20 protein-coding genes and 1 pseudogene are annotated in these 25,551 nt (G+C 73.2%); 8 read left to right on the forward strand and 13 right to left on the reverse strand.

What is annotated here, in order from left to right; all coding sequences use genetic code 11:
- Positions 1-2: 2 nt before the first annotated feature.
- Entirely contained in the window at positions 3-944 is a 942-nt protein-coding gene (locus ACSUPV_RS08800; protein ID WP_037759067.1) for a LysR family transcriptional regulator, read from the reverse strand.
- A gap of 85 nt (positions 945-1,029) precedes the next feature.
- Between ACSUPV_RS08800 and lpdA the strand changes: the two genes are divergently transcribed.
- Positions 1,030-2,451, forward strand: a complete 1,422-nt coding sequence (gene lpdA, locus ACSUPV_RS08805) for a dihydrolipoyl dehydrogenase (protein ID WP_436947253.1) — start codon at positions 1,030-1,032, stop codon at positions 2,449-2,451.
- Between the two features lie 154 nt (positions 2,452-2,605).
- Positions 2,606-3,856, forward strand: a complete 1,251-nt coding sequence (locus tag ACSUPV_RS08810) for a M14 family zinc carboxypeptidase (protein ID WP_031119483.1) — start codon at positions 2,606-2,608, stop codon at positions 3,854-3,856.
- Positions 3,857-3,874: 18 nt separating this feature from the next.
- On the opposite strand, the pseudogene ACSUPV_RS08815 reads toward ACSUPV_RS08810, so the two are convergent.
- A pseudogene (locus ACSUPV_RS08815) lies at positions 3,875-5,228 on the reverse strand (M14 family zinc carboxypeptidase).
- A gap of 222 nt (positions 5,229-5,450) precedes the next feature.
- On the reverse strand, positions 5,451-6,002 hold the full coding sequence (locus ACSUPV_RS08820; protein ID WP_031119484.1) for a DUF1707 and FHA domain-containing protein: 552 nt from the start codon (positions 6,000-6,002) through the stop codon (positions 5,451-5,453).
- A 173-nt stretch (positions 6,003-6,175) separates the two neighbouring features.
- Between ACSUPV_RS08820 and treZ the strand changes: the two genes are divergently transcribed.
- Entirely contained in the window at positions 6,176-7,921 is a 1,746-nt protein-coding gene (gene treZ, locus ACSUPV_RS08825) for a malto-oligosyltrehalose trehalohydrolase (RefSeq protein ID WP_436947254.1), read from the forward strand.
- Positions 7,922-8,052: 131 nt separating this feature from the next.
- Here the strand turns inward: treZ and ACSUPV_RS08830 are convergent, their stop codons facing one another.
- Together ACSUPV_RS08830 and ACSUPV_RS08835 are read right to left on the reverse strand one after the other, a co-directional pair.
- Positions 8,053-9,045 (reverse strand): aminoglycoside phosphotransferase family protein, encoded by a 993-nt coding sequence (locus ACSUPV_RS08830; protein WP_037759253.1) that lies wholly within the window; start codon positions 9,043-9,045, stop codon positions 8,053-8,055.
- A gap of 47 nt (positions 9,046-9,092) precedes the next feature.
- Positions 9,093-10,220, reverse strand: coding sequence for an aminopeptidase P family protein (locus tag ACSUPV_RS08835; RefSeq protein ID WP_436947255.1), 1,128 nt, complete (start codon positions 10,218-10,220; stop codon positions 9,093-9,095).
- A gap of 184 nt (positions 10,221-10,404) precedes the next feature.
- Here ACSUPV_RS08835 and ACSUPV_RS08840 point away from each other — a divergent pair, with 184 nt between their 5' ends.
- Entirely contained in the window at positions 10,405-11,160 is a 756-nt protein-coding gene (locus ACSUPV_RS08840) for a phosphodiesterase (RefSeq protein WP_031119488.1), read from the forward strand.
- Here ACSUPV_RS08840 and ACSUPV_RS08845 read toward each other — a convergent pair.
- The 3 genes from ACSUPV_RS08845 to cyc2 all read right to left on the reverse strand — a co-directional run bounded on the left by ACSUPV_RS08845 (position 11,153) and on the right by cyc2 (position 16,085).
- Positions 11,153-11,710 carry a PDZ domain-containing protein gene (locus tag ACSUPV_RS08845; RefSeq protein WP_037759058.1) on the reverse strand — a complete coding sequence of 186 codons (558 nt, stop codon included), beginning with the start codon at positions 11,708-11,710 and terminating at the stop codon, positions 11,153-11,155. The two genes, ACSUPV_RS08840 and ACSUPV_RS08845, sit on opposite strands and share 8 nt — an antisense overlap.
- A gap of 217 nt (positions 11,711-11,927) precedes the next feature.
- Positions 11,928-13,805, reverse strand: a complete 1,878-nt coding sequence (phsA, locus tag ACSUPV_RS08850; protein ID WP_435850513.1) for an O-aminophenol oxidase PhsA — start codon at positions 13,803-13,805, stop codon at positions 11,928-11,930.
- A 114-nt stretch (positions 13,806-13,919) separates the two neighbouring features.
- Positions 13,920-16,085, reverse strand: a complete 2,166-nt coding sequence (gene cyc2 / locus ACSUPV_RS08855) for a germacradienol/geosmin synthase Cyc2 (RefSeq protein WP_436947256.1) — start codon at positions 16,083-16,085, stop codon at positions 13,920-13,922.
- Positions 16,086-16,266: 181 nt separating this feature from the next.
- On the opposite strand from cyc2, the gene ACSUPV_RS08860 reads away from it, so the two are divergent.
- Positions 16,267-17,508 carry an endonuclease/exonuclease/phosphatase family protein gene (locus ACSUPV_RS08860; RefSeq protein ID WP_037759052.1) on the forward strand — a complete coding sequence of 414 codons (1,242 nt, stop codon included), beginning with the start codon at positions 16,267-16,269 and terminating at the stop codon, positions 17,506-17,508.
- Between the two features lie 16 nt (positions 17,509-17,524).
- Here ACSUPV_RS08860 and ACSUPV_RS08865 read toward each other — a convergent pair whose 3' ends face one another.
- The 3 genes from ACSUPV_RS08865 to ACSUPV_RS08875 form a co-directional block, all read right to left on the reverse strand.
- Positions 17,525-18,712, reverse strand: coding sequence for a damage-control phosphatase ARMT1 family protein (locus ACSUPV_RS08865; protein WP_037759051.1), 1,188 nt, complete (start codon positions 18,710-18,712; stop codon positions 17,525-17,527).
- A 185-nt stretch (positions 18,713-18,897) separates the two neighbouring features.
- Positions 18,898-19,545 (reverse strand): ScbR family autoregulator-binding transcription factor, encoded by a 648-nt coding sequence (locus ACSUPV_RS08870; protein ID WP_037759049.1) that lies wholly within the window; start codon positions 19,543-19,545, stop codon positions 18,898-18,900.
- Between the two features lie 298 nt (positions 19,546-19,843).
- Positions 19,844-21,643, reverse strand: a complete 1,800-nt coding sequence (locus tag ACSUPV_RS08875; RefSeq protein ID WP_436947257.1) for a S8 family peptidase — start codon at positions 21,641-21,643, stop codon at positions 19,844-19,846.
- A gap of 360 nt (positions 21,644-22,003) precedes the next feature.
- Between ACSUPV_RS08875 and ACSUPV_RS08880 the strand changes: the two genes are divergently transcribed.
- Positions 22,004-22,903, forward strand: coding sequence for a lytic polysaccharide monooxygenase (locus ACSUPV_RS08880; RefSeq protein ID WP_436947258.1), 900 nt, complete (start codon positions 22,004-22,006; stop codon positions 22,901-22,903).
- 18 nt (positions 22,904-22,921) lie between these two features.
- Here the strand turns inward: ACSUPV_RS08880 and ACSUPV_RS08885 are convergent, their stop codons facing one another.
- Positions 22,922-23,560 (reverse strand): hypothetical protein, encoded by a 639-nt coding sequence (locus ACSUPV_RS08885; RefSeq protein WP_037759045.1) that lies wholly within the window; start codon positions 23,558-23,560, stop codon positions 22,922-22,924.
- 622 nt (positions 23,561-24,182) lie between these two features.
- Between ACSUPV_RS08885 and ACSUPV_RS08890 the strand changes: the two genes are divergently transcribed.
- The gene (locus ACSUPV_RS08890; protein WP_037759044.1) at positions 24,183-24,854 is read left to right on the forward strand and encodes a DUF6230 family protein; all 672 of its coding nucleotides are present in this window, start codon (positions 24,183-24,185) and stop codon (positions 24,852-24,854) included.
- Complete coding sequence (locus ACSUPV_RS08895) at positions 24,854-25,291, forward strand: DUF6114 domain-containing protein (RefSeq protein WP_037759042.1); 438 nt, start codon at positions 24,854-24,856, stop codon at positions 25,289-25,291. The genes ACSUPV_RS08890 and ACSUPV_RS08895 overlap by 1 nt, the downstream gene beginning before the upstream one ends.
- Here ACSUPV_RS08895 and tatA read toward each other — a convergent pair.
- Positions 25,288-25,509, reverse strand: coding sequence for a Sec-independent protein translocase subunit TatA (gene tatA, locus ACSUPV_RS08900; RefSeq protein WP_031121228.1), 222 nt, complete (start codon positions 25,507-25,509; stop codon positions 25,288-25,290). The two genes, ACSUPV_RS08895 and tatA, sit on opposite strands and share 4 nt — an antisense overlap.
- Between the last annotated feature and the right edge of the window lie 42 nt (positions 25,510-25,551).

The raw sequence follows: 25,551 nt of genomic DNA on the forward strand, positions 1-25,551 counted from the left end.
ACTCAGGCGACCGCCGCCGGGCCGTCCTGGGAGCAGTCCTCGTACGCCCTCAGAGGGAGGGCCGGACGCGGCCACGCCGACCGCAGCAGGTCCACGAACGCCTCCGCCGCGCCCGTCGGGGGGACGCGCGAGAAGACCGTCAGCGTGCGCCGCCACCCCGGGTCGGGGGTGAGCACGACGCACCCCTCGCCGACCGCCTCCCGGACGAGGGGCGCGGGCGCGGCACAGACGCCGACGCCCGCCGCGGCCATCCGTACCGCCGTCGAGGTGTGCTCGGTGAACACGGCGGTGCGCGGGGTGAAACCGGCGCGGCCGCACGCCCAGTCGAGGAAACGCTCGCCGTGGACGACGGGCTCCATGGCGCAGCGCACCCAGGGACGGTCGGCCAGCTCCGGCAGCGTCACCGTCGTACGGCCCGCGAAGCGGTCGTCGAAGGGCACCACGAGGACGATGTCCTCCTCGCCGACCTGCACGACGGTGCCCGGCCAGTCGGCGGGTGCCGGGCCGACGGCGAGGTCGGCGGTGCCGCGCTCGACCTGCTCCTGAAGCGCCTGCGAGGTGGAGTACTCGTGGAGGTGCAGCAGCACGCGCGGGTGGGCGGCGCGCCAGCGGGCGAAGACGTCCGGGAGGACGCCGACCGCCACGGAGTGCACGGCGGCGACATGGAGTTCGCCGCCCTCCGCACCGGCGGCGGCCCGGGCCGCGCGGCGGGCCTGGGCGGCGCTGCGCACGGCCAGCTCGGCGTGCGGCCGGAACGCGCGTCCCATGGGGGTCAGGCGCACGCCGCGCGGCAGGCGCTCCAGGAGCGCGCCGCCCACCGACCGCTCCAGGGCCTTGATCTGGTGGGACAGCGCGGGCTGCGAGACGTGCAGGACCTGCGCCGCGCGGGTGAAGGACGCCTCCTCCAGGACCGTCAGGAAGTACTCCATCTGCCGCAGGCTCAACGCCCCTCCCCCATAAACGTCCTGCATCGGTTCCACAAGAACATTGCCTTGGACTCATGGCAAGGGCCGGGCGGAGGCTGAGGGCATGGACTCACCCGACGTCATCGTCATCGGCGGCGGCACCGGCGGCTACAGCACCGCCCTGCGCGCCGCGGCCCTCGGCCTGCGGGTCGTGCTCGTCGAGCGCGACAAGATCGGCGGGACGTGTCTGCACCGCGGCTGCATCCCCAGCAAGGCGATGCTGCACGCGGCCGGGCTCGTCGACTCCATCGCCGAGGCGCGCGAACGCTGGGGTGTGAAGGCGACACTGGACGCCGTGGACTGGCCGGCGCTGGTGGCCACCCGCGACGACATCGTGGCCCGCAACCACCGGGGGGTGGAGGCGCATCTCGCGCACGCGGGCGTGCGGGTGATCGCGGGGAGTGCCCGGCTGACGGGCCCGCGGTCCGTGCGCGTGGAGGGCGTGCACGGCGAACCCGGCGTGCGGGAGTTCGCCGCGCGCCGCGGGCTGGTGCTCGCAACGGGCTCACGACCGCGCACGCTCCCGGGGCTCCGCCCGGACGGCCGGCGCGTGGTGACGAGCGACGACGCCCTCTTCGCGCCCGGGCTCCCGGCGTCCGTGCTGGTGCTCGGCGGGGGCGCGATCGGCGTGGAGTACGCCTCCTTCCACCGCTCCCTGGGCGCCGAGGTCACCCTCGTGGAGGCCGCGGACCGGATCGTGCCGCTGGAGGACGTCGAGGTGAGCCGTCATCTGGCCCGCGGTCTGAAGAAGCGCGGCGTCGACGTCCGGGCCGGCGCGCGGCTGCTGGACGCCGAGGTCCTCGACGACGGGGTGCGCGCACGCGTGCGCACGGCCCGCGGCGAGACGCTCACGGTCGTGGCCGAGCGGCTGCTGGTGGCGGTCGGGCGGGCCCCGGTCACCGACGGCCTGGACGTGACCGCCGCGGGTCTCGCCACGGACGAGCGCGGTTACGTCGTGCCGGTCGACTGGGACCGGCTGGAGACGGCCGTGCCCGGGATCCACGTCGTGGGCGACCTGCTGCCGCCGCCGTCGCTCGGACTGGCCCACGCCTCGTTCGCGGAAGGGCTGCTGGTGGCCGAGACGCTGGCCGGTGTGCCCTCCGCGCCGGTGGACTACGCGGCGGTGCCCCGCGTCACGTACTCCTCGCCGCAGACCGCGGCCGTGGGGCTGACCGAGGCCGAGGCACGCGCGCGTGGGCACGAGGTGGTGACCAACAGCATGCCGCTGACCGCCGTGGCGAAGGGCATGGTGCACGGGCGGGGCGGCATGGTGAAGGTCGTGGCCGAGGCCGGCGGCGGACGCGTGCTGGGCGTGCACCTGGTGGGCCCGCACGTGTCGGAGATGATCGCCGAGAGCCAGCTGGTCGTCGGCTGGGACGCCGAGCCGTCCGACGTGGCCCGGCACGTCCACCCGCACCCCACCCTGTCCGAGGCGGTCGGCGAGGCGTTCCTGACCCTGGCGGGACGGGGGCTGCACCAGCAGTAGGCACGTCGTACCGGTCGCGTCGTACCGGTGACGGAGCCCGCGTCGCCCGGGCCCGTGCTTCCGGGCGCCCCCTGGAGCCTCCCCCATCGCGCCCTTGACACCGCACCATGGCCATGGGGTACTGCGATTGCGAACTCGGGCGGATGTGACGGGGGTGAGTGTCCTGCCGGAGCTGCGCTACCCGACGGTGACCGAACTGGTCTCAGCTGCCCGGGCGTTGGCCGCCCACCGCCCCGGTGTGTCCACCCTGCGGCAGGTGGGTTCCTCGCGGGCGGGCAGACCTTTGCACCTGCTGTCCGTGGGCCGGGCCCGCCGCGCCGTGCTCGTGGTCGCCGGAGCCCACGCCAACGAGCCGACCGGCTCCTGCACGTTGCTCGCGCTCGCCCGGCGGGTTCTGGAGCAGCGGGAGCTGCGTGACGGCATCTCCTGGCACTTCCTGCTGTGCGCGGACCCCGACGGGGCGAGCCTGCACGTGACGCCGGCGCCGCGCAGCCTCTTCGACTACCACCTCGGCTTCTTCCGCCCCGCCGGCCCCGAGCAGCCGGAGTGGGCCCCGTCCCTGCTGCCGCCGGACCGGCTGCCGCCCGAGACCAGGGCCCTGACGGGCGTCATCGACGAGCTGCGCCCCTACCTCCAGGTGACCCTGCACGGCACGGATCTGGGCGGCAGCTGGGTGCAGTTGACGAAGGACGTGCCCGGGCTCGCCGAGCCGTTCGCCAAGTCCGCGGCCGAGCTGCACATCCCGGTGGAGACCGGCGCGTCGGACGCCGCGGGCTGGCCCGCGTCCGGGCCCGGCGTGCACGTGATGCCGGCCCCGGAGGCCGGACCGGCGTACCCGAGCCTGCCGGACGACGCGCGGCACAGCACCTGGTACCACGCCCACCGGTACGGCGGGCTGACCGCGGTGGTCGAGGTGCCGATGTGGGCGAGCGACCTCGTGGACGACCCGGCCCCGCACCCTGCCCCGGCGGCGGCGATCGGCCGGCTCGCGCGCCGGCTGCAGCGCGACGCGCTGGAGGTGACGCGCGTGCTCGACGGGGCGCTGCCCCGGCTGGCGGACCTGGACGGGCCGTTGCTGCGGGCCGCCCGGTGGGGGCTGGAGCTGGTGCCGGGATTGGCCGCCGACCTGGTCCACACCCCGCCCGCCGACCGCACCCGGGCGTACGTGGGCAGTGTGGACGCGTTCGCGCGGCGGGTGCCGCTGCGGGCGGCGGCCATGCTGCGGCGGGTGCTGCGCGGGACCGACGACCGGGCGGCGGGACAGCTGGAGGAACTCGTCGCGACCTGGAGCGATGCTTTCGCGGAACGTTTCCGCGCCCGCTGGGTGCCGTTGCAGCACCAGGTCGAGCACCAGTCCCGCACGGTGGTCGCGGCGGCGCTGCACGCGCGCGAGGAAGCCGACTAGACAGACCCTGTCAGGGCGTCAGTCCGGCCGCGTCGGCACCGCCGCCCCGGACGGCCACTCCGGGCTCCGCCGGGCCGGAGCCCGCGCGCGGGTGCCGCCCGGCCAGCTCGAACGCGCAGAGCACCACGCGCGCCTGGTACTCCGCCTGGCGGGCCACCGGGATCCAACGGGCCCCGCAGCCGTCGCGGTAGTCGGCGCACCACTCGTCGATCAGCAGGTCCAGCTCCGGCAGGGCCCCGGCCGGGTCGCGGCCGGCGGCCCGCACGAGCTGGTGCAGCAGTCCCGCGGTGCGCAGCACCAGCCGTCGCCCGGAGATGCGCAGCGCGGCCAGGTGGGCGCTGCTCAGGGGCGGGAGGGGATGGGCCGTCCCGTCGCCGGTGTCCGGGTCCCAGGCGTCGGCAAGGCCGGGGCAGACCAGTAAATAGTCGTCGACCGGGGCGAGCAGCCGCGCCGCGTCGGGTACGCCGGCGAGGTGCGGCCGGACCCGGGCCAACACCTGCCGCAGGAGGGCCGTGTCGTGGCGCAGGGCGCGGCTGACGGCCCGCAGCGCCCCGTCCCGGTCCGTGGGCGGGGAGCCGTCCGACACGGCCGCCACGCCCCACATGGGCGCCTCGACGACCGCGGTGACGGTGCCGTGCCGGTGCGGGTGGAACCACGTCGACTCGACGGCGGCCTCGGTGATGGCCGCGGCCAGGTCGGCCCGGCGCGGCGGCGGAATCCGGTAGACGGCGGGTCCGAGGCCGGGCCAGTACAGGGCGTCGTAGGCGCCGAGTTCGCGGGGGATGGCGAGCCGGGCGGCGATGTGGGCGAGGCGCCGGTCGAGGCCGGGCAGGTCGTGGGTGAGCTCGACGAAGCCGCCGCCGACGTCGACGCCGTGCAGGGAGCACTGGAGGAAGGGCCGCAGTTCATCCTGGACGTCGAGGAGGGCGCGGGTCTCCGGCAGGGCGGCCGCGGCCGCGCCGTCGGGCAGCCACTCGGGCTGTTCCAGGAAGCCGGGCCGGAAGAAGTTCCGGAAGTACCGGCCGAGGGTGTAGGGGCCGGTCAGCCAGCCCTCGTTGCGGCGCGACCCGTCCGGGTCGAGGCACAGCAGCAGGTTCCAGGTGGCGTCGGCGCCCTCGGTGAGCCGCGGGTCGGCCAGGGCCCGCTCGGCCAGGCGCAGCACGGTGGCACCGCCCACCGGCTCGTTGGCGTGGGGGCCGGCGACGACGAGGGCCTGGCGGCTGCCGTGGCCGACGGAGAGCAGCCACATCGGCGTGCCCGCGCGGGAGGTGCCGACCCGGCGCAGCCGGGCGTCCCGGGGACGGCGGGCGACGAGGGCGGCGGCCCGGGCGTCCAGTTCGTCGACGGTCGGGTAGCGCAGGAGGGGCGGCAGGGCACACCTCCCCCATGCGATGCCGTCGGTTCACCAGGTGTAGATGGCGTACGCACAGTCAGTCACGACTTCAGGGGTACGTCAACACCATGGAGGGCAAAGCCATTTGAGCCACGCCCCGGTCATCGACAACTGGTAATCCCCAGGCCAGAGCTGAGGCCGGGCTCGGTTTCCGGTCAGCCGACGGACAGCCGGAAGGTCATCCGGCCGACAGCCGGAACGTCAGCCCGCCGACAGCCGGAACGTGATCCGCCCGAAGCCCACCTGGTCGCCCTCGCGGACGACCGCGGCGCCGACGACACGCCGTCCGTTGACCGTCGTGCCGTTGGTGGAGCCGAGGTCCCGCAGGACCCACATGCCGCCCTGGTGGCGCAGTTCGGCGTGGACACGGGAGACCGTCTCGTGGTTCAGGCGCAGTCCGCTGGCGGGGTCGCGGCCTATGCGCAGCGGATGGCCGTGCGCCGGGTGGGGCAGCAGCAGCTTGGGCAGCTTCTCGGCCTGCCAGGCCCTGCGCAGCCGTACGGTGAACCCGGAGACCGCCTCGACGGTGCCGAACACCATGCGGGAGAGCCGGCTCTCCGTGGGCAGGTCGGCGGTGAGCACCGCCAGCTCGTCCGGGCGGCGGGCGGCGAGCGCCAGTTCCATGCGGCGGACGAACGTGTCGTGGGACAGGCGGCCCACGGCGACGCCGTCACGGAGCACCTTCAGCGCCCTGTCGCGCTCCGCGTCGGAGAGCCGCGCGGGGTACGTGTTGAACTCGAAGGACGACGTCACGCTCGTGATTGTCGGGCAGCGCGGCCGGGCTGTCCAGGAAACGGGAAAACGCCCGCCACGCGCGCGTACCCGGTGAGACCCGCCGCAAAAGGGTGGATGCACCGGCGGATTGATCTCGTTTGACGCACCATGGACGGGCTACATCACGGTGAGCAGACGAAGGGGAACCGTCCGTGCAGTTCGAGGTGTGGGCACCGCAGGCCGGCCGAGTGACGCTCCAGTGCGACGGCGTCACGCGCGCGTTGGAGCGCGATCCGGAACGGGTGGGGTGGTGGCGGGGCGAGGCCGAGGCGCGCGACGGGTCCCGGTACGGCTTCGCGCTCGACGACGGTCCCGTGCTGCCCGATCCGCGCTCGCGCCGGCAGCCGGACGGTCCGGACGGGCTGAGCGCGGTCGTCGACCACGAGCGGTACGCGTGGCGGGCGGATTGGCGGGGCCGGCCGCTGGCCGGGGCGGTGCTGTACGAGCTGCACGTGGGGACGTACACGTCCGAGGGCACCCTGGACGCGGCGGCCGAGCGGCTCGGCCATCTCGCCGAACTGGGCGTGACGCACGTGGAGCTGATGCCGCTGTGCCCCTTCCCGGGCACGCACGGCTGGGGCTACGAGGGCGTCTCCCTGTGGGCGGTGCACGAGCCGTACGGCGGGCCGGAGGCGCTGAAACGCTTCGCCGACCGGGCCCACGAACTCGGCCTGGGCGTGGTGCTCGACGTGGTGCACAACCACTTCGGCCCGTCCGGCAACTACCTGCCCCTCTTCGGCCCGTACCTCACCGACACGCACCACACGCCCTGGGGCGCCGCGGTCAACCTGGACGCGCCCGGCTCGGACGAGGTGCGCGCATACCTGATCGGCAGCGCCCTGGCGTGGCTGCGGGACTACCGGCTCGACGGGCTGCGCCTGGACGCCGTGCACGCGCTGGCGGACACGCGCGCGTGCCACTTCCTGGAAGAGTTGTCGGCGGCCGTGGACGCCCTGGCCGCGGAGGTGGACCGGCCGCTGTTCCTGGTCGCCGAGTCGGACCTGAACGACCCGCGGCTCATCACCGCCCGCGCCGACGGGGGCCTCGGGCTGCACGCGCAGTGGAACGACGACTTCCACCATGCTCTGCACACCACGCTGACGGGCGAGTCGCAGGGCTACTACGCCGACTTCGCGCGCGCTCCCCTCGCCGGGCTCGCCAAGACCCTGACGGGCGGCTACTTCCACGACGGCTCGTACTCGAGCTTCCGTCAACGGCACCACGGACGCCCGCTGGACCGCACGCGCGTGGCCGGGCACCGGCTGCTCGGCTACAGCCAGACCCACGACCAGGTCGGCAACCGCGCCCAGGGAGACCGGCTTTCGGCCCTGGTCTCCCCGGGGCTGCTCGCCTGCGCGGCCACGCTGGTCCTGACGGCGCCGTTCACGCCGATGCTGTTCATGGGCGAGGAGTGGGCGGCGGGCACGCCCTGGCAGTTCTTCACCGACCACACCGACCCGGAGCTGGCGGACGCCGTACGGCGGGGCAGGCGGCGGGAGTTCGCCGCGCACGGCTGGAAGGAGGAGGACGTGCCCGACCCGCAGGACCCGGCGACCCGGGACCGCTCCTGCCTCGACTGGTCCGAGCCGGAACGCGAGCCCCACGCGCGCGTGCTGGCCTGGTACCGGCGGCTCCTCGCCCTGCGCCACGAACAGGCCGACCTGACGGATCCGGACCTCGCCGACACCAAGGTGGCCTACGACGAGGAGCACCGTTGGATCGCCTTCCGGCGCGGGGACGTCCTGGTGGCGGTGAACCTGGCCCCGGAGCCGGCCGCGCTGTCGCTCGGCGTGCCCCACGCGCGCGTACTGGCCGCGTGGGAGCCCGTCGAGACCCCCGGGGACGACGGGGTGCTGCACCTGCCCGGGGAGTCGGGCGTGGTGCTGATCCAGGACTGAGCGGTCAGCCGAGCTTCCCTTCCCGCGCCTCGATCACGGGCGTGAGAAGCCCGGGCCTCGCGAGGAACGCGGCCGCGGCGGGGCGCTTCAGGGGCGGAGGACAGTCGCACGGCATCCCGCCGCCCGGCCCGCTACAGGGCGTCGTCGGTGTCCCTCAGGTCCGTCACCCGTTCCAGCAGGATCGGCTCCCAGGCGCGGCGCAGCCGGGTCCTCCGCAGGGTGGCGTCCTTGCCGGTGGCGAGGGCATCGGCGAGGTGGACGACGGTGTCGCAGCGGGCGAGCCACAGGCCGCGCAGGCAGGGGCGGGCGCCGTAGCCGGCGAGGGTGGCGGCGCGTACGGCGGCGGGTGAGCCGACGGCGAGGGCGAGGCCCGCGATGTCCTCGGCCGGGTCACCGACGACCGCGCCCGCCCAGCCCAGGACGCCGCGTACCCGCCCGTCGGCGCTGACGACGAGGTGCCCGCCGGTGAGGGCGTGGTGGGTGAGGACCGCCGAGCCGGCCTGGGCAGCGAGCTGGGCCGCGCCGGGCGGGGTGAGCTGGTTCAGGCGGACGGGGTCGAACTCGTCGGCCTCGGCGAGGCGTTCGGCGGCGCGTACGGCGGCCCGGCGCAGCGCCTCCAGGGACCGCGGCGCGACGCGGGGCACGCCGAGGGTCTCGGCCTGCCGGACCGGTACCTCGCGCAGTCCCGTGAGCAGTCCGGCGAGGTCGGCCTCGCCGAGGGCGGACACGTCGTGCTCCTCGCCCGAGCCGCCCGGCACCTTGGTGTCCAGCGTGTAGCTCAGCCCGGCCGCCCACTCGCCGTGGGCCACGCTGGCCGGCACCGCCACCGGGACGTGCGGGCGGACGAGGTCGCGCAGGCGCAGTTCGCGGCGCTGGCGTGCGGTGGCCTCGCGGTCGGGGGCGAGGCGCAGCACGTGGCGGGTGCCGACCCACCAGGTGGCGGGTTCGGTGCCCTCGGTGGCGGGCCGGACGTCGGGGCCGCTGTTCTTCGCGGTCGCCCGGCCGCCCGCGCCGCCCTCGTTGTTCCTGCCGTCCTTGCCGTCCGTTCCGTCCGTGCCGTCTTTCAGCAGGGAACGGACCAGTCGGCGGACGGTGTCCTCGGTGGGTGTGGGTGCCTGGGTCATGGTCGCGCCGTTGCCGTTCGGGAGGCGTGGTGGGGACATCGGTGGCGTCACTCCACTATGACCAGCTCGCGGGTGGTGGTGTTCAGGCGTCGCCCGCCGTCCTCGGTGACGGTCACGATGTCCTCGATGCGCACGCCGAACCGGCCGGGCAGGTAGATGCCGGGTTCCACGGAGAAGCACATGCCGGGCACGAGGGGCCGTTCCTCGCCCTCGATCATGTACGGCGGCTCGTGGGTGGTGACGCCGATGCCGTGCCCGGTGCGGTGGATGAAGTACTCGCCGTACCCGACGTCCGCGATGACCGCGCGGGCGGCCCGGTCGACGTCCTGGCAGGCGGCGCCCGGCCGCACGGCGCGGAAACCGGCCTCCTGGGCGGCGCGCACGACGTCGTGGACGCGGCGTTCCTCGTCAGTGGGTTCGCCGACGTGGACCGTGCGGGAGGTGTCGGAGCCGTAGCCGTCCTTCAGGCCGCCGAAGTCGAGGACGACCATGTCGCCGCGCTCGATGACGCGGTCGCCGGCCTCGTGGTGCGGGTCGGCGCCGTGCGGTCCCGAGGCGACGATGGTGAAGTCGACCTGTTCGTGGCCGTGCCGGCGCAGCAGCCGGTCGAGGTCCGCGGCCACGTCGGACTCCCGACGGCCGGCGAAGGGGACGTTCCGGATCTCCTCGAAGGTGGCGTCGGCGGCGGCTCCCGCGGCCGTCATGAGCTCCAGCTCGGCCGCGTCCTTCACGGCGCGCAGCATGGGCAGGGCCTCGGTGAGCGAGGCGTAGGAACTGCCGGGCAGGGCCTGTCGCAGAGCCAGCAGGTGCAGGGCCCAGGCGTTGTCGCTGATGCCGAACCGGCCCCGGGCGTCGAGGAGCGCGGCGGTCGCGGCGTAGGGATCCTTGCCGTCGGTCCAGTCGCGCAGGGTCAGCGCGGGCGCCCCGGCCGCCTGCCGCGCGTCCGGGGCCTCCAGGGCGGGGACGACGAGGACGGGGTCCTGCCCGGCGGCGAGGACCAGCAGAGTGAGCCGCTCGGTGACCGCCGGGGGCGTGTAGCCGGTGAGCCACACCAGGTCGGGGCCCGGGGCCACGAGCAGGCCCGCGAGACCGGCCTCGGCGGCCGCCCGCGCCGCACGCTCCATGCGGGCCCGGTAGACGTCTGCGGTGAAGGACGCGGCCGTGCTCGAGGTCATCCGGGCCTCCCAGGACGGACGAAGGGGCTACGGGCAGCATCCTGCCCGGACGGAGGGGGCGGCGCGAGCCGTCTGCGGGCATCACCCGCGCGTCTCCGCGGGCGGCGGAGGATTGCCCCCACACAAAGGCTAATGCTTAGATTCCCGTTATCCATTAGATCCTCGACCGAGGGAGCGTCGGGCCGTGCTCGTACTCGCACACATCAGCGATCTGCATCTGGACGGGAGCGCGCGGGCGACGCAGCGCGCCGAGCGGGTGCGCGACCGGCTGTGGGAGCTGCCGGGGCAGGTGGACGCGCTGCTGGTGACGGGCGACATCGCGGACCACGGCACGGAACCGGAGTACGAGGAGGCCGCCCGCATCCTGGGGCTGCGCGAGGGCGACGCCCCGTTCCCGGTGCTGACCTGCCCGGGCAACCACGACAGCCGCGCCCCCTACCGCAAGGGACTGCTGGGGCTGCCGGGAGCCGAGGGGCCGGTCAACAGGGTGCAGATCTTCGACGACGGTGCCGTGCTGATGTGCGACTCCAGCGTCCCGGGCAGCGACGACGGGGAGCTGGACGAGGAGACGTACGACTGGATCGAGGCGACCCTCGACGAACTCGACGGCAGCCTTCCGGCCCTGCTCGCCTTCCACCATCCGCCGCTGGCGCTGCACCACCCGCTGCCCGACTCCTGCCGACTGCGGGATCCCGGCCGGCTGGCCGGCCTGCTGGACCGCCGGCCCGAGATCGCCGGGCTGGTCACCGGCCACGCGCACTCCCCCGCCGCCACCTCGTTCGCGGGCCGGCCGCTGGTCGTCGGGCCCGGTGTGACCTGGACGCTGCGGCTGCCCTGGGAGGGCGAGCGGGTCGCGGACCGGGACGCGCCGCCCGGGTTCGCCTTCCACGTCCTGGACGACGCCGGGCGGCTCACCAGCCACTTCCGCGTGGTCACGTGACGACGGCGGGGACGACCGTCAGCTGCTGGTAGCCGCCGCTGCGGTGGCGCACCGTCAGTTTGACCTCGCGGCCGGGACGCGCGTCGGCGACGGCGCGCACCAGGTCCGCGGCCGTGTCGATCCGGGTCGTGCCGAAGGCGAGGAGGATGTCGCCGCGCACCAGGCCCGCCTGCTGTGCCGGGCCGGGGACGTGCAGCCCGACGACCAGGGCCCCGGGCTTGCGGGCGTCCATGACCTGCACGCCGAGGGTCACGGCGGCGGGCGCGGACGGCACGGCGGACGGTGAGGGTCCGGCGGGCGACGGCGTGGTGCGCGCTCGCGGGTCGAGGACCCCGCCCGGGCCGATCACCGTGGCGCCCATCGCGCCGAGGCCGACCCCGGACAGCACCAGGACCGCGCCGACGAACCCGGCGAGCAGCACGTTGAGAAGCCGCCGCCCGCGCCGCCGGGCGGCGTGCGGTCGCGGTCGTACGGGGCGGGTCGTCGTCGGCGCCGCCCCGTCGGGCTCCTGGCCCGGCATCGGCTTGGGTCGCAGCGCGGTCTGTTCCATGGCTCGCCTCCAGGTCGTGCACGATCGCCTCCGTCGGATGCGGAACGATCACGGCTGGTGCTCTACCCGGCCCGTCGGCGCCCGATGAGCCACGAACGAGTGAGACTGACCTGGGGCGGATGCCGATGCGGGGGCCCGGAAGACAGGCGTGGCTCGTACCGCACCCGGCGCCACGGGTGCGGTACGAGCGTCCTGCTCGGAAGGGCCGGTCCGCCGGTCAGCCCGGGTGGCCCTCCCCGTGCCCGCCGTGGGCCCCTCCGTGGTCGAACTTCAGCACCTGGGCGGGCATCACGACGAAGGGCCGCATCATGCCCATGTCCTCGTGCTCCAGCAGGTGGCAGTGGTACATGAACCGGCCGTGCGCGCCGTCGAACTTCCCCATGACGCGCAGCATCTGGTTCCCGGGCACCCGGAAGACGTCCTTCCAGCCGAGCTCGTTGGGCGCGAGGGGCAGGGGTGTGCCGGCGTCGTACCGGATCGGCGTGCGCGTGCCGCCCACCTCCGGGTCGAAGCCCGACACGTCGTACGCGTCGCGGCCGAGGAGCTGGAAGTCGGCCAGGTGGATGTGCATGGGGTGGACGATGGGCGCGAGGTTGAGGAAGCTCCACTGCTCGTGGCTGCCCTCGGCGAGGGTGTAGCCGAGGGCGTCGTTGAACGTCCGTGCCGTGCGCCGGTAGGTGCGGGTCTTGTCGTCCGGGCCGGTGATCTGGATGATCCCGTCCGTCGGCACCTGGATGTCGCCCGGGTGCTTGACCTCCGTCATCTCCCACATCTCCGGGTGCCCGCCGGCGCCCTTGGTGGTGGGCGGGGTGAGGACGACCAGGCGGTGGCCGTGCCCGATGTCATGGCTGAGGCGGCGGAAGGAGCCGGACAGCACCGTGGGCAGCTCGAAGGTGTCCGGCTCGCACAACTCGCCGATCCGGAACTCCATGACGGCCGGATACGGCACGTCGCCCTGCGGGTCCGGCACGCCCGGCGGCTGGTTGCGGCCCTTGTTGACCAGGCGCAGCGTCCGGCCCGCCAGGCCCCGGAAGTCGGCCAGCAGGTCGAAGCGTTCGGCCGGGGCCGCGGTCAGGGTCGGCAGCGCCGCGTCGAAGTCGAGCGGGACGGGGCGTGGCAGCAGCCCGCCGTCGCTGCCGATCTGGTGGAGGACGCCCGGGACCGGGGTGTTCTCCTCGTCGACGAGGACGAGGTCGTAGATGCGCGCGTTGGAGGCGTTGACCAGCCGGAACCGGTACCAGCCGGCGTCGATGTCGGCGTACGGCCAGATGCGGCCGTTGACCGTGGTGTACGGGCCGGTGAACGGAAGGGAGACCGGCTTGCCCGTCTCCGGGTTCCGGTCCTGGACGATGACCGTCTTGTGCAGCAGCCGGCCGTTGAGGCGGCCGTCCTCGTCGGTGTCGAGGTTGCGGTCGGCGAGCAGCAGCGGGATCTCCCGCTCCCCGGACGGGAGGTGGAGGGCGTCCTCCTCCTCGTCGCGCACGAGGTAGGTGCCGTACAGGCCCGCCATCACGTTCCACCGCGTGATGTTCATGGCGTGGTCGTGGTACCACCACTGCACCGCCTGGTGGTCGTTCGGGTACTCGGAGAGCTGGGCGTCGCCGAAGGCGACCGCGTTGTCGGCCCAGCCGTCGTTGCCGCCGCCCGTCTGCGCGCCGTGCAGGTGGGTGACGGACCATGCGGGCAGGGCGGCGACGTCCTTGTTCGGTTCGACTCCGTCGCGCCCGGGCTCGGTACTGGACTGCGGGCGGCCGTCCCGGCGCAGCTTCACCTCGACGGAGGTGACCGGGTACTCGCTGTCCTTCGGGATGCGGTTGGTCCACGCGATGCGCACGCGCTGCCCGCGCCGGACCTCGATGGTCGGGCCCGGCACCTGGCCTTCGTAGCCCCACATCAGGGTCGGCGGGAGCTGCGGGTGCAGGCGCACCCAGGCCGGGCGCAGGGCGATCTCGGTTTCGCGCAGGACGTCGCCGGAGGCGGGGCGCAGGACGGGCGGGACGGGCAGCGGCGCGACGTACGGCGTCAGTTCGGCCGGTGCGGGTGCCTGTGCTCGCGGCTCCGTGAGATCGGCGGGCCTTTCGATGATGTCGGTCACAGTGGTTCCCCCGTGTGGTGCGGTGTCTTCTTCCTCACCCTGGAAGACCCCCGGCTCGCCGCCGGGGGTTCCGTCCTGTCCCGTTCCGGGATGATCTGGCTGGATAGTGCCGTCTCAGCCGAGCGCGGGAACGGGGACGGCCGGCGGGCGGTCGGGGAGGAAGCCGTGGGCGCGCCGGGACAGCCACGCGTCCTTGTAGCGGTCCACCTCGCGGTGCCAGTTCAGGATGCCGGACAGCCAGTTCCGCAGGTCCGCCACGTAGGTCCCCATGGCGGCGCGCGCCTCCTGCGTGAGCTGGAAGTCGTCGTACAGGATGGGCAGTTCGTGCTCGACGACGTGCTCGAACTGCCGCATGCGCTGGCTCATCAGGTCGTGCACGATGCCGAGGCCGGTCGGGTAGTCGCAGCCGAAGAAGTTCTGCACGACGAGGATCGCGTTGTGGATCTCGCCCTCGAACTCGATCTCCTTCTGGTACGAGAAGACGTCGTTGAGCAGGCAGGCGAAGTCCATCGCGGCGTTCTCCAGCGACCGGACCGGGCCGCTGCGGTAGACCTCCGGCGGGATGGCCGGGCCGTGGCCCAGCCGGCACAGACTCAGAGTGAGGTCGGAGCCGAAGGTGGCCCGGCGCATCTCCAGGTAGTCGACCGGATCGGGGATGCGGTTCTGGAGCTGGTTGGACAGCTCCCACACCCAGCTCTCGGTCATGACGTTGATGGCGTCCTTGAGGGTGCGCCGCGCCGCGGGTGTCATCTCCGCGGTGGTCCGCGCCCACAGGTCGATCAGGGCGCGCTCCATGGCGTTGACCGGGACCGGCGGTTCGCCGCCGTCGACCGGCATGCAGTCGGACAGGCGGGCGGTCGTCAGCCGGGCGGCGGCCAGGTCGCGGCGGTGGCCGTAGACCAGCGGGTAGTAGTCGTCACCGTAGGTGCCCCAGGCGAGCCACTGGGAGCTGAGGTCGAGGGCCTCGGGGGTGGCGTCCGGGTCGAGGCCCGCCGCACAGAGCGGGAGGTCGTAGGCCCGGAGCTTGTCCGCGTCCCAGACGCCCTCGGCGAGGATGCCCGTCCGGGTCACCCAGTCGGTGAGGTTGCGGCGGGAGGTGTCGAGGTGCGGGCTGAGCTCCAGCGGGAACGGCATGCGGATGTCGGGGATCCGCGCAGGTCCGACCTTCTGGTACGGCACGTGTGTGTAGGAGCGCAACCGCTCGGCGCCGACCGAGGCGAGCAGGGCGCGGACGTCGGTGCCGGAGGTGCCCAGGCCGGTGAAGCCCGGCCAGGGGTTGCCCCCGCGCGCGGCGTTCTCGTTCATGTAGCGGCTGGAGCGCAGATGCCACTCGTGGCCGCCGGACTGCCAGTCCTGCAGTCCCTTGGTGTACGCCGCCACGGCCGCGACCTCGTCCGGCCGCAGTCCCTTCTCCAGGGCGAGCGCGGGCACCTCGGTGAACGCCGTGTGCTCGAACTGGTGGAGGCGGGAGGTGAGGACGTCGTTGACGATGTCGGCGGCCTCCTGGGTCGTGCAGCCGAAGAAGGTCTCCACGACGAGCACGCCGTTGCTGTTCTCGCCCTCCTCCTCGACCTCGCGCTGGTAGGAGAACAGGTCGTTGCGCAGGTGCACGGCGTCGGAGAACGTCTCCATCAGCACCCTGAGCGGCCTGGATCCGGCGACGGAGGCGGGGACTTCGGCCGTCGCGTACTCCACGAGCCCCGCGGACCAGGGGGCGCCGCCGACCTTGCGGCGCATCTCGATGTACTCGACGGGGTTGGCGATCCGCCCCTCGTTGATGTTGGACAGCTCCCACATCGACTCGTTCAGCAGGTGCTCGGTGGCCACGGCGAAGCGGCGGCGCCAGCCCTCGGACATCGAGGGCACCGTACGCGCCCACAGGTCGGCGAGGCCCGCCTCGACCGGGTTCTCCGGCTCCGGCACGGGGGTCGCGAGGTCCAGCGGCATGAACAGAGTCAGCCGGTCCAGGTGGGCCTTGCCGGCGGCGCGGTCCCGGCTGCGCTTGTACATCTCCAGGAAGTGGTCGTCGAAGAAGAAGACCCACACGTACCAGTCGGTGATGAGGGAGAGGGCGGGACCGTCGCAGTCGGGGTGGGTGTAGGCGCAGAGCAGGCCGTAGTCGTGCGCGTCGAGGTCGGCCTGCTCCCAGACGCCGGATCCCTCCAGCATGCCCATCTCGCGCGCCCACTCCGTCGAGTGCGCCCGGGCCTCGTCGACATGGGGGTTCAGCCGCGCGGGGTGCGGCATGTAGAAGTGCGGGAGTTCGAACGGCTGCGTCATGGCCGGGGCCCTACCCGGCGCCCCGCGTGGCCATCCACGACCCAGGACATGATCACACCATCGCGTGAATCGAGGGTGAAGTCGGGAGTTCTGCCGGGACCTTGTGGCGTTCATCTCTACGCGCGCAGACTTACGCCCACGCCTTGGCAGCTCCTGTCCCTCTCGTTCACCGGAGTCCACCATGAAGCAGCACTCCCGAGCCCTGCCGCGCCGGGTCGCGCTCACCTCGCTCGCGGGGGCGGCGCTGGCCGGTGCGACCGCTCTGAACGCCTCGGCGGCCGAACGGCACGGGCGCACCGTGCGGTTCGCCACGTTCAACGCGTCCCTGAACCGCTCCACCCAGGGCGCCCTGCTGCGGGACCTGTCCACGCCGGACGACGCGCAGGCGCGCAACGCCGCCGAGACGATCCAGCGGGTCGACCCGGACGTGCTGCTGATCAACGAGTTCGACCACGACGACCAGGGCGCGGCGGTCCGTCTGTTCCTGCGGAACTACCTCGCCGTCGGGCACAACGGGGCGCGTCCGGTGCGCTATCCGTACCGCTTCACCGCCCCGGTGAACACGGGCGTCGCCACGGGCGTGGACCTCGACGGCAGGAACGGGGCCGTGACGACGCCCGGTTCGGACGCCTACGGGCAGGACGCCTTCGGGTACGGCTGGTTCCCCGGCCAGTACGGCATGGTCGTGCTGTCGAAGCACCCGATCGACACGCGCGCGGTGCGCACCTTCCAGCACTTCCTGTGGAAGGACATGCCGGGCAACGTCATGCCCGAGGGCTACTACAGCGACGAGGCCCGGGCGATCCTGCGGCTGTCGTCCAAGAGCCACTGGGACGTGCCGGTGCGGATCGGCCGTGAGACGGTGCACTTCCTGGTGTCGCACCCGACCCCGCCCACGTTCGACGGCCCCGAGGACCGCAACGGCCGCCGCAACCACGACGAGATCCGCCTGTGGGCCGACTACATCGGCGGACGGCGGCGCGGCGCCTACCTGTACGACGACCGTGGCCGGCGCGGCGGGCTGCGGCCCGGGGCGCGGTTCGTGATCGCGGGCGACCTGAACGCCGATCCGCACGACGGCGACAGCTACGACCACGCCGTGCGGCAGCTGCTGGAGCACCCTGCGGTGCACCCCGCCGCCACACCCCCGGCGAGCGCGGGCGGCGTGGCGGCGGCCGAGCTCCAGGGCGGCGCGAACACCTCGCACCGAGGCGACCCGGCGTACGACACCGCCGACTTCGGCGACACGGCCCCCGGCAACCTGCGCGTCGACCACGTCATCCCGTCCCGGGGGCTGATACCGGGCGCGAACGGCGTGTTCTGGCCGGCGCCGGGCGATCCGCTGTACCGGCTGGTCGGCGACGGCAGGACGGTTCCTACGTCGGACCACCGCCTGGTGTGGCAGGACGTGCGGGTGGTCTGACCTAGGGTGTGCCCCCCTAGGGCGTCCGCACCTGGATCAGCGCGTGGGTGCCGCTGGTGCGCCAGCGCTGGTCCTCGGCCGCGACCAGTTCCGCCTCGGTACGGCGGTCGAGGCCGGTGATCACGTCGGACTTCAGGGTGCGCAGGGCGGCGACCGGGCCGGGGAAGTACGCGGTGACGTCCGGGAAGGGCGTGGTCGGGGCCCAGAGCCGGTCGCCCACCAGGCGGCGGTAGTTGAGGTCGCCCTTGACGATCGTGAGCGTGGCCGAGGCGAACTCGTCGCGCAGATCGCGGGGCATGTCCGCGTACGGCAGCGGGGCGGCGGAGAAGGGGTGGGCGCGCAGGGTGAGGCGGCCGTCGGCGAAGGCGGACCACAGCTGCCGCCCGTACGCGGCGGCCGCTCCCCCGGCGCCGGTCAGCCGGCGCAGCGCGTCGACGACGTCGGCGGTCGTGGCGTCGGAGACGTAGTAGGGGTAGGGCTTGACGTGCAGGACGGCCTGTCCGATGCGGCCGCTGGCCAGGAGGTGGGCGATGAGGAGCAGATCGGGGACGAGTTCGCGGCCGGCGTTGTCCGCGACGAGGCACAGCGTGCCCGGGCTTCGACCCGTGGTGTCGAGGAGTGACCAGAGCCGGTCGCCGTCGTCGGCCACCAGGCCGGGGGCGGCGTCCGCGTCCCGGGCGCCTTCGGCGGAGAGCCGGAAGCCGAGGTCGGCGCGGTTGCCCCAGAGGGAGCCGTGCAGCAGGGCCTGTTCCTGTTCGGCGGCGGGCCGGCCGGCGAGGTCGTCGAGCGCGGCCAGTTCCTCGTCGGTCTCGGCGGAGTCGAGTTCGGCCAGCTTGAAGGGGCGGAAGGGGTCGATGCCCTGCCAGGGGCCGGGGCCGAAGTAGCCGACGGCCTGGAGCAGTCGGCGGTAGAACCAGCTCTCGGCCCACAGCCACGGCACGTCGAACCAGGACCGGCCGGTGTGGGCGCGCAGTCCCCAGGTCTCCCAGTGGTCCCGGTCGTGCGCGTCGGCGGGGAGCGGTTCGATCTCGCCCTTGGTGCAGTTCGCCAGCAGCTCGTCGAGCGCGCGGTGCTGTCCGGGTTCGTACGGGAAGGCCTCACGGACCTGCCGGATGATCGCGGGGTGCCGCTCGGCCAGCACGCTGTGGGGGAAGGAGCCCGGCCGGTTGCCGAGGAGCACGGGCGCGGAGGGGGTGTCGGGCATGTGCCTCACCGTAACGCGCGCTCGCAGCGGCACCGTGAGCCCGTCACGGCACCGTGAGCCCGTCACGGCACCTGGAGTCCGGTGCGGCACCGCGCGCCCGGCGCGGCACCGCGCGTGCCCCGCACGGCATCGCGCGCCGCGTCCCTCGCACCGGCCGCCGCCGAGCCCTCGGCGCCTGCCCGCGGTCACACCGGCGCGATCTCCCGCTCCAGGCGGGCGGCCAGGCTGAGGTAGCGGGCGCGGCGGGTCACCGGGACCAGGCCGCGGATGAGTATGTTCCACATCTCGGCCGTCCGGCGGGGCTGGCGCGCGACCGGCTCGCGGGAGCGTCCGACGACGCGGGTGCCGACGAAGAAACAGACCAGGGAGTGGGCCACGACGTCGATGTCGATGTCCGGGTGGACGTCGGACTCCTTGACCGCGCCGACGAGCCGGGCCGTGACGATGTCCAGCCACTCCGTGAACGGATGGCTCAGCGGCGGCCGGGGCCGGATACCGCCGGTGGCGAGCCGCAGGCCGGCCCGCAGCACCGGGTCCTCGACGGACATGCGGGTGATGCCGAACGTGAGGCGCATCAGCGCCTCCAGGGACGTGTGGCCGCGGTTGTCCGTCTCCGTCGCCAGCCGGCGGGCGGTGTGCGACTGGAGTTCGAGGATCGCGTGGGCGAGGTCCTCCTTCGCCGCGAAGTGGAAGTAGAGGGCGCCCTTGGTGACTTGGGCGTGCTCCACGATGTCGCTGAGACTGGTCGATTCGTAGCCGCGACGGTCGAACAGGTCAGCGGCGGCCGTGATGATCGTCGAGCGGGTCTGCTCGGCTCGCAACTGCCTCGCCATCGACTGAACTCTCCCGGGACGGAAATGAACGGGTCATGCCGTTTGTTTTTACCCCCCGTACACGATAACTCACCCTGAGACGGCGCTCACCACACCAGTGTGCCGGAGTGCGGGTGCACATCCGGCAAAACAAGCGCAACTGGTGAAAGAAAACAGCGCGTTCGGTATCTAACTGTGGGGGTTGTGCGGGCAGACGTAAAGGCGGGCCGGCCGGTGCCCCATCCGCACCGGCCGGCCCGCCCGTTCGCGGCCTGCCTCGTTCAGCGTTCCCGAGAGAGGATCAGAAGGCCCGGAAGGCTCAGAAGGTGAGCTTCCAGCTGTTGAGCGTGCCCGTGTCCTGCGCCGCGGTGTCCTGGACGCGCAGCTTCCAGGTGCCGTTGGCGACCTCGCTGGAGGCGTTCACGGTGTAGGTGGTGTTCACGTTGTCGGCGGAGTCCGACGCGGCGGACTTCAGGCGGTACGTCGAACCGTCCGGCGCGACCAGGTCGATGACGAGGTCGCCGCGGTAGGTGTGGGTGATGTCCACGCCGACCTGGAGGGCCGAAGGGGCGTTGCCGGTGCGGCCGGTGACGCTGATCGGCGACTCGATCGCGGAGCCGTTGTCCGGGATGGCCACGGCGGTGGTGCTGGAGAACGTCGCGCCGGTCGGCGTACCGCCCTTGACGGCCTGGACCGTCTTGGCGGCGTCCGCGAGGCCGGCGCCGCAACCGCCGGAGCAGGTGCCGGGCAGCGGACGGGCGTTGGCCTTGATGGCCGACTCGATCTGCGCCGGGGTGAGGGCCGAGTTGGCCGACTTCATCAGGGCGGCGAGGCCCGCGACGTGCGGGGTGGCCATGCTGGTGCCCTGGTAGTAGGCGTAGTTCTCGCTCGACGGCGTCTTGGTGCCGGAGTTCAGCGTGGACAGGATGCCGTTGGCGGTGGAGGTGCGCGTCTCACCGCCGGGGGCGGAGATGTCGACGATCGAGCCGTAGTTGGAGTACGAGGCCCGGCTGCCGGCGCGGTTGGTCGCGGCGACGGTGATGACGTTGCTGCAGTTCGCCGGGGAGGAGCTGGAGGCGTTCGTGTTCTCGTTGCCGGCCGCGACGACGACCGAGGTGCCGCGGTTCACGGCGCCGTTGATGGCGCTCTGGGTGGCGGTGGAGCAGGCGCCGCCCCCGCCGAGGCTCATGTTGATGACCTTGGCGACGTTGGTGTTGGCGGGCACGCCGGAGACGGTGCCGCCGGACGCCCAGGTGATGGCGTCGATGATGTCGGAGTCGTAGCCGCCGCACTTGCCGAGGACGCGGATCGGGGAGATCTTCGCGCCGTAGGCGATGCCGGCGACGCCCTTGCCGTTGTGGGTGGCGGCGGCGATCGTGCCGGCGACGTGCGTGCCGTGCCAGGAGGAGTTGGACGCCGGGATGCCCGCGCCGCACTCATTGGCGTTGTACCAGTCGCCCGGGTCGGCCGGGTTGCTGTCGCGGCCGTTGCCGTCGACGGAGACGGCCGTGTCGGAGATGAAGTCGTAGCCGCCGACGATGTTCGCGGCCAGGTCGGAGTGGGCGACGTAGCCGGTGTCGATGACGGCGACGGTGACGCCGGTGCCGGTGGTGGTGTCCCAGGCGGCCGGGACGTTCATGCCCGCGGTGGACTCGAACAGGTCCCACTGCTTGCTGTACTCGGTGTCGTTCGGGGTGACGGCCGTCGGCTTGTTCAGGCGGTCCGGAACGACGTAGGCGACCTGCGGGTCGGCCTGGTACGCGGCGACCACATCGGCGACGGACGCCCGGCTGGGGTCGGCGCCCAGGTCGACGAGGGCGGCACCGGTGCCGAGGCGGCGCTGGAAGTCGACGTCCTCGCCGGTCTTCTCGGCCTTGGACGCGGCGTCGGCGGCGGCGGCCTTGTTGGACTTGGCTTCGGTGGCGCCCGACTTGTAGCCGACGATGAGCCGCTCGGCCGTGGTGCCGGGGGCGGCCTCGGTCTGCGCGGCCGGGACGGCGGCGGGGCTGGGCGCGGACTCCTGGGCGACGGCGACCGAGGCGGGGGCGGCGGTCAGCAGGGCGACGGAGACGGCGGCGACGGATATCAGCTTCCGTCTGAGCTCTGGGGAGGTACGCACGGTCGTTGCCTTTCGTGGCCGGACTCCGGGCTGGGCGGAGCGGCGGTGGAGTCGCTTCGTCGTCGAAGCGGAGGGGGGTGGTTCGAAAAGCGAAGAGCGACGCGATGGCCGGCCAGGCGCGAGTGGGGAGCGGACCGTTCGGGGTTACCTGTGGGTCAGCTGTGCTCGAACGATAGGCAAAGGGAAGGTCATCGGGATACGGGGGAAACCCTCGATCCGGCCGGATCCGCACCCTCTGTGGCGGGCCGTCGAGCGTGAATGGCCCCTTTTCGAACGGCTCGTGGCGAGGTGAACGCGCCGGGCCGGTTTCCCGTACTGCATGACCGACTGCTCACATCCCGGCCGAGGAGACACAGAGGCATGCCTCGTACGACCGCACACCGCACCGCGCTGGCGGCCGCCCTGGTGACTCCGCTGCTGCTGCCGCTGTGGGCGGCGGGCCCGGCGCGGGCGCACGGCGCGCCGACGGATCCGGTGAGCCGGGTGGTGGCCTGCTCCCCCAAGGGCGGTGACCGCGCCGGCTCGGCCGCGTGCCGCGCGGCCGTGGCCGCGAACGGCGCGCCCTTCACGGCGTGGGACAACCTGCGGGTGGCGAACGTGGACGGCCGGGACCGGCAGACGATCCCCGACGGCCGGTTGTGCAGCGGCGGCCTGCCCGCCTACCGGGGCCTCGACCTGGCCCGCGCCGACTGGCCGGCGACCGAGGTGGCGCCCGGCGCGAGACTGACCCTGCGGTACGTCTCGACGATCCCGCACACGGGCACGTTCCGGATGTACCTGACGAAGCCGGGTTATGAACCGGCCGGGCCGCTGACCTGGGCCGATCTGCCCGAGGAGCCGTTCGCGGAGGTGACGGACCCGGCCCTGACGGACGGCGCGTACCGCATGGAGGCGACCCTGCCGTCCGACCGCACAGGGCGGCACGTGCTGTACACGGTGTGGCAGAACAGCAGTACGCCGGACACCTATTACTCGTGCTCGGACGTGGTCTTCCCGGACCGGGAGGCCGAGAAGACCACGGAGAAGACAGAGAAGGCAGAGGAGTTGGAGAAAACAGAGGAGCCGGAGAGGGCAGCGGAGACGGAGAAGTCGGAGGGGACGGAAGACACGAAGGGCGCGGTCGCCCTTCCGTCGCCGCCGGCCTCCGCGCCCGGTCGCCCGGCCTCCGGCCCGTCCACGCCCATGCTGGCGGGCGGCGCCGCTGCGGTGCTGGTGCTCACCGGCGGCGCCGCCCTGGCCGTCCGTCTGCGACGGCGCTGAACCAGCGCGTGGGTGCGGTCAGTTGACGGTGACGGTGAGGCCGCCCTTCGTCACCGGGGCGTACGTGGCGGTGAAGAAGGCGTTGCTGAAGCACAGCGACGAACCGGACACCTTGGTGAACTGCTGGTTGGTGAAGGAGATGCTGTTGTCGGCGTTGTTCGCCGTGCCGGTGAGGCCGGGGGCCTGGTAGACGCAGGTGATCGTGCCGAGCAGGGTGCGCAGCTTGACCGTGGACTGGACGGTGGAACCGGGGGCCGGGGTCACGGAGACGGTGCCGTCGGAGGACACGCTCGTGGTGTAGGGCAGGTTGTCGACGGTGATGCCGCTGACGCCGAGGACCCCCACGACGTTGGTGGTGCAGCCGGTGGTGTCGAAGCTGTGCGAGGTGAGGGACTCGGTGGCGGTGCCGGGCGCGGCCGGGTTGTCGGTGACGGTGGCGGCGAACGCCGACTTGGTGCAGGAGATGCCGCTGGTGCCGGTCGCGCTGGAGTAGAAGGTGGCGGCGGTGCCGCTCGCCAGGGACGCGTCGAGGACGTCGCCGACCGCGACGGCGGCGCCGTCGGCGGTGGTCAGGACGGGGGTGTCGGCCGCCGAGGCGGGGGCGGCGAGCCCCAGGGCGGCGACGGCGGTGAGGGCGAGGAGGGTGCGCGTGCGCATGCGGGTGTACCTCTTCTCTGAAGCGGGGGGTGAGGGTGGCGGACGCGCGTCGGCGTCCACCGTGGCCGGCCCGTCCCGCCTTCTCCGTACGGGACGGGCCGGCAACGGCGGGCCGGTGACCGGCCGGAGGCGGACACGGGGACAGGCCTCCGGCCGGGCCGGGCGGGGGGTGGCCGGCGGCACGACTGCCGTGCCGTGGGATTCGGACGCGGGCGGTGGAAAGCCCGTGCGGACGCATCGGATGGAGAGAAGCCCGTGCGGGACGGGCGGTCCGGGACACGCGGACGGCGCCGCGCGGCGGATCCGGCGCCACGGATCCGGTGGGACGAGGAGAGTTGTAGACCTCGGCATCCGTCAACGTCAAGGTTCCGCAAGGGAGTTGTGCGGGCGGTGAGCCTTTCCGGGTGGCGGAGGCTCACATGCGGCGCACAACCGACACTCTTTGTTCACACTTCTCTTGACCCTTCATGTAACCCCCGGTAACTTCCAGAACGGCTGCCGCTGCGTCACGAGAAAACCCTTGCAACCGCCGGGAGTTGCGGGGCGACGTACGCACGCGGTCGATGTCCGCGCCAGGGCAACGTGCCACCCCGATCCGCACTCATATGCACCTGGAGCAGACATGACCTCCTCCGCCGAGCACACCCCCGAAAGACCGGAAGGCCCCGCCGCCACGGACGTCGGCGACGTCCCCGCGCGGCGCGGGCGGGTCCGGGCGCGCCGGGCCGCGGTGATGGCGGTGCCGGCCGCCGCGGTCGCCGCGGGCCTCGCGATCCTCACCGCCGAGGGGGCGCTGGGCGTGCAGTTCGCCATCTCGGGCATGCCGTTCACGGTCACCGCGACCGAGCTGAACGGCACCGGGTTCGCGCAGTTCGGCGCCCTGGACGAGATGGCCGAGGGCAGCCCCAACGCGGGCGACACCGGCGGTCAGGTGCTGGTCGTCACGTCCGTGATCAAGAACGCGACGCTCACCAAGCTGTGCCAGAGCGTGGACCTGGGCGGCACGAATCTGGTCATCCGGGCGGGAGAGGGCTCGCAGAAGGTCACCGCCAGCGATCTGACGACCGACTCGACCCAGCTGTCCGGCGACGCGGCGTTCAACAACATCGAGATCGGCAACGACGCGAGCACTCTCGACAAGGCCGGGCCGCTGGGCCGCGGCCCGAAGGGCGTCTTCAGCCAGCAGTCCGACACCGTGCACATCGCCAATCTGCGGCAGACCAACTACGCCACGACCGCTGGTGTGTTCAAGCTGCCCGGGCTGAAACTGGGCTTCAGCGGGTCGGGTTGCTGATGCCCGGCCGCCCACGCGGGAACCTCCGGCCCGCCTTCCGGCGGTGGCGGGCCGGCCGGCCGTTCTGGGGCGGGCTGCTGCTCGCCCTGGGCGGCGCCGAGATCCTGCTCACCCTGAAGGCGTCCCTGGACGTCATCCTGCACGTCGGCATGCAGGGGCTGGCCGGCTATCTGCTCCCCGCCGTGATGCTGCTGTGCGGGCTGCTGGTCCTCTTCAACCCCACCCAGCGCCTGTTCTACTCGGTCATCGGGGTGCTGGTCTCCCTGGGCACCTGGCTGACGTCCAACCTGGGCGGCTTCTTCGTCGGCCTGCTCCTGGGCGTGGTCGGCAGCTGCCTCGCCTTCGGCTGGCTCCCGGACCAGGAACCGCGCGTCAGCCGCCGCCGGCGCCGGAAGGCGGCCCGGGCGGCGAAGACCGCGATCCCGGCACAGCCCTAGTCGGCATCCACGGGCGCCGCGGTCCGGGCCTGGGCCTGTGTCCCGGGTGCCGCGTCCGCGGCGCTCTCCTCCTTCAGCGCCTTGGCCTCGCTCTTGAGGATCCGCATCGAGCGGCCGAGCGAACGTGCCGTGTCCGGCAGTTTCTTCGAGCCGAACAGGACGATCACGACGATCGCCACGATCAGCAGGTGCCAGGGCTCCAGTCCGTTGCGCAGCACGTCATGCTCTCCCTCGCCTCGACAGTTGCTACATTGCGCAAC

Origin of the sequence: Streptomyces sp. SudanB52_2052 (genome assembly GCF_964272415.1) — a bacterium.
Lineage (GTDB): Bacteria > Actinomycetota > Actinomycetes > Streptomycetales > Streptomycetaceae > Streptomyces > Streptomyces olindensis.

Excerpts from the sequence above, each read along its gene's own strand:
- lpdA (WP_436947253.1), top strand. The coding sequence starts at position 1,030 with ATGGACTCACCCGACGTCATCGTCATCGGCGGCGGCACCGGCGGCTAC.
- ACSUPV_RS08830 (WP_037759253.1), bottom strand. The coding sequence starts at position 9,045 with ATGACCCAGGCACCCACACCCACCGAGGACACCGTCCGCCGACTGGTC.
- ACSUPV_RS08835 (WP_436947255.1), bottom strand. The coding sequence starts at position 10,220 with ATGACCTCGAGCACGGCCGCGTCCTTCACCGCAGACGTCTACCGGGCC.
- ACSUPV_RS08845 (WP_037759058.1), bottom strand. The coding sequence starts at position 11,710 with ATGGAACAGACCGCGCTGCGACCCAAGCCGATGCCGGGCCAGGAGCCC.
- cyc2 (WP_436947256.1), bottom strand. The coding sequence starts at position 16,085 with ATGACGCAGCCGTTCGAACTCCCGCACTTCTACATGCCGCACCCCGCG.
- ACSUPV_RS08860 (WP_037759052.1), top strand. The coding sequence starts at position 16,267 with ATGAAGCAGCACTCCCGAGCCCTGCCGCGCCGGGTCGCGCTCACCTCG.
- ACSUPV_RS08865 (WP_037759051.1), bottom strand. The coding sequence starts at position 18,712 with ATGCCCGACACCCCCTCCGCGCCCGTGCTCCTCGGCAACCGGCCGGGC.
- ACSUPV_RS08870 (WP_037759049.1), bottom strand. The coding sequence starts at position 19,545 with ATGGCGAGGCAGTTGCGAGCCGAGCAGACCCGCTCGACGATCATCACG.
- ACSUPV_RS08880 (WP_436947258.1), top strand. The coding sequence starts at position 22,004 with ATGCCTCGTACGACCGCACACCGCACCGCGCTGGCGGCCGCCCTGGTG.
- ACSUPV_RS08885 (WP_037759045.1), bottom strand. The coding sequence starts at position 23,560 with ATGCGCACGCGCACCCTCCTCGCCCTCACCGCCGTCGCCGCCCTGGGG.
- ACSUPV_RS08890 (WP_037759044.1), top strand. The coding sequence starts at position 24,183 with ATGACCTCCTCCGCCGAGCACACCCCCGAAAGACCGGAAGGCCCCGCC.
- ACSUPV_RS08895 (WP_037759042.1), top strand. The coding sequence starts at position 24,854 with ATGCCCGGCCGCCCACGCGGGAACCTCCGGCCCGCCTTCCGGCGGTGG.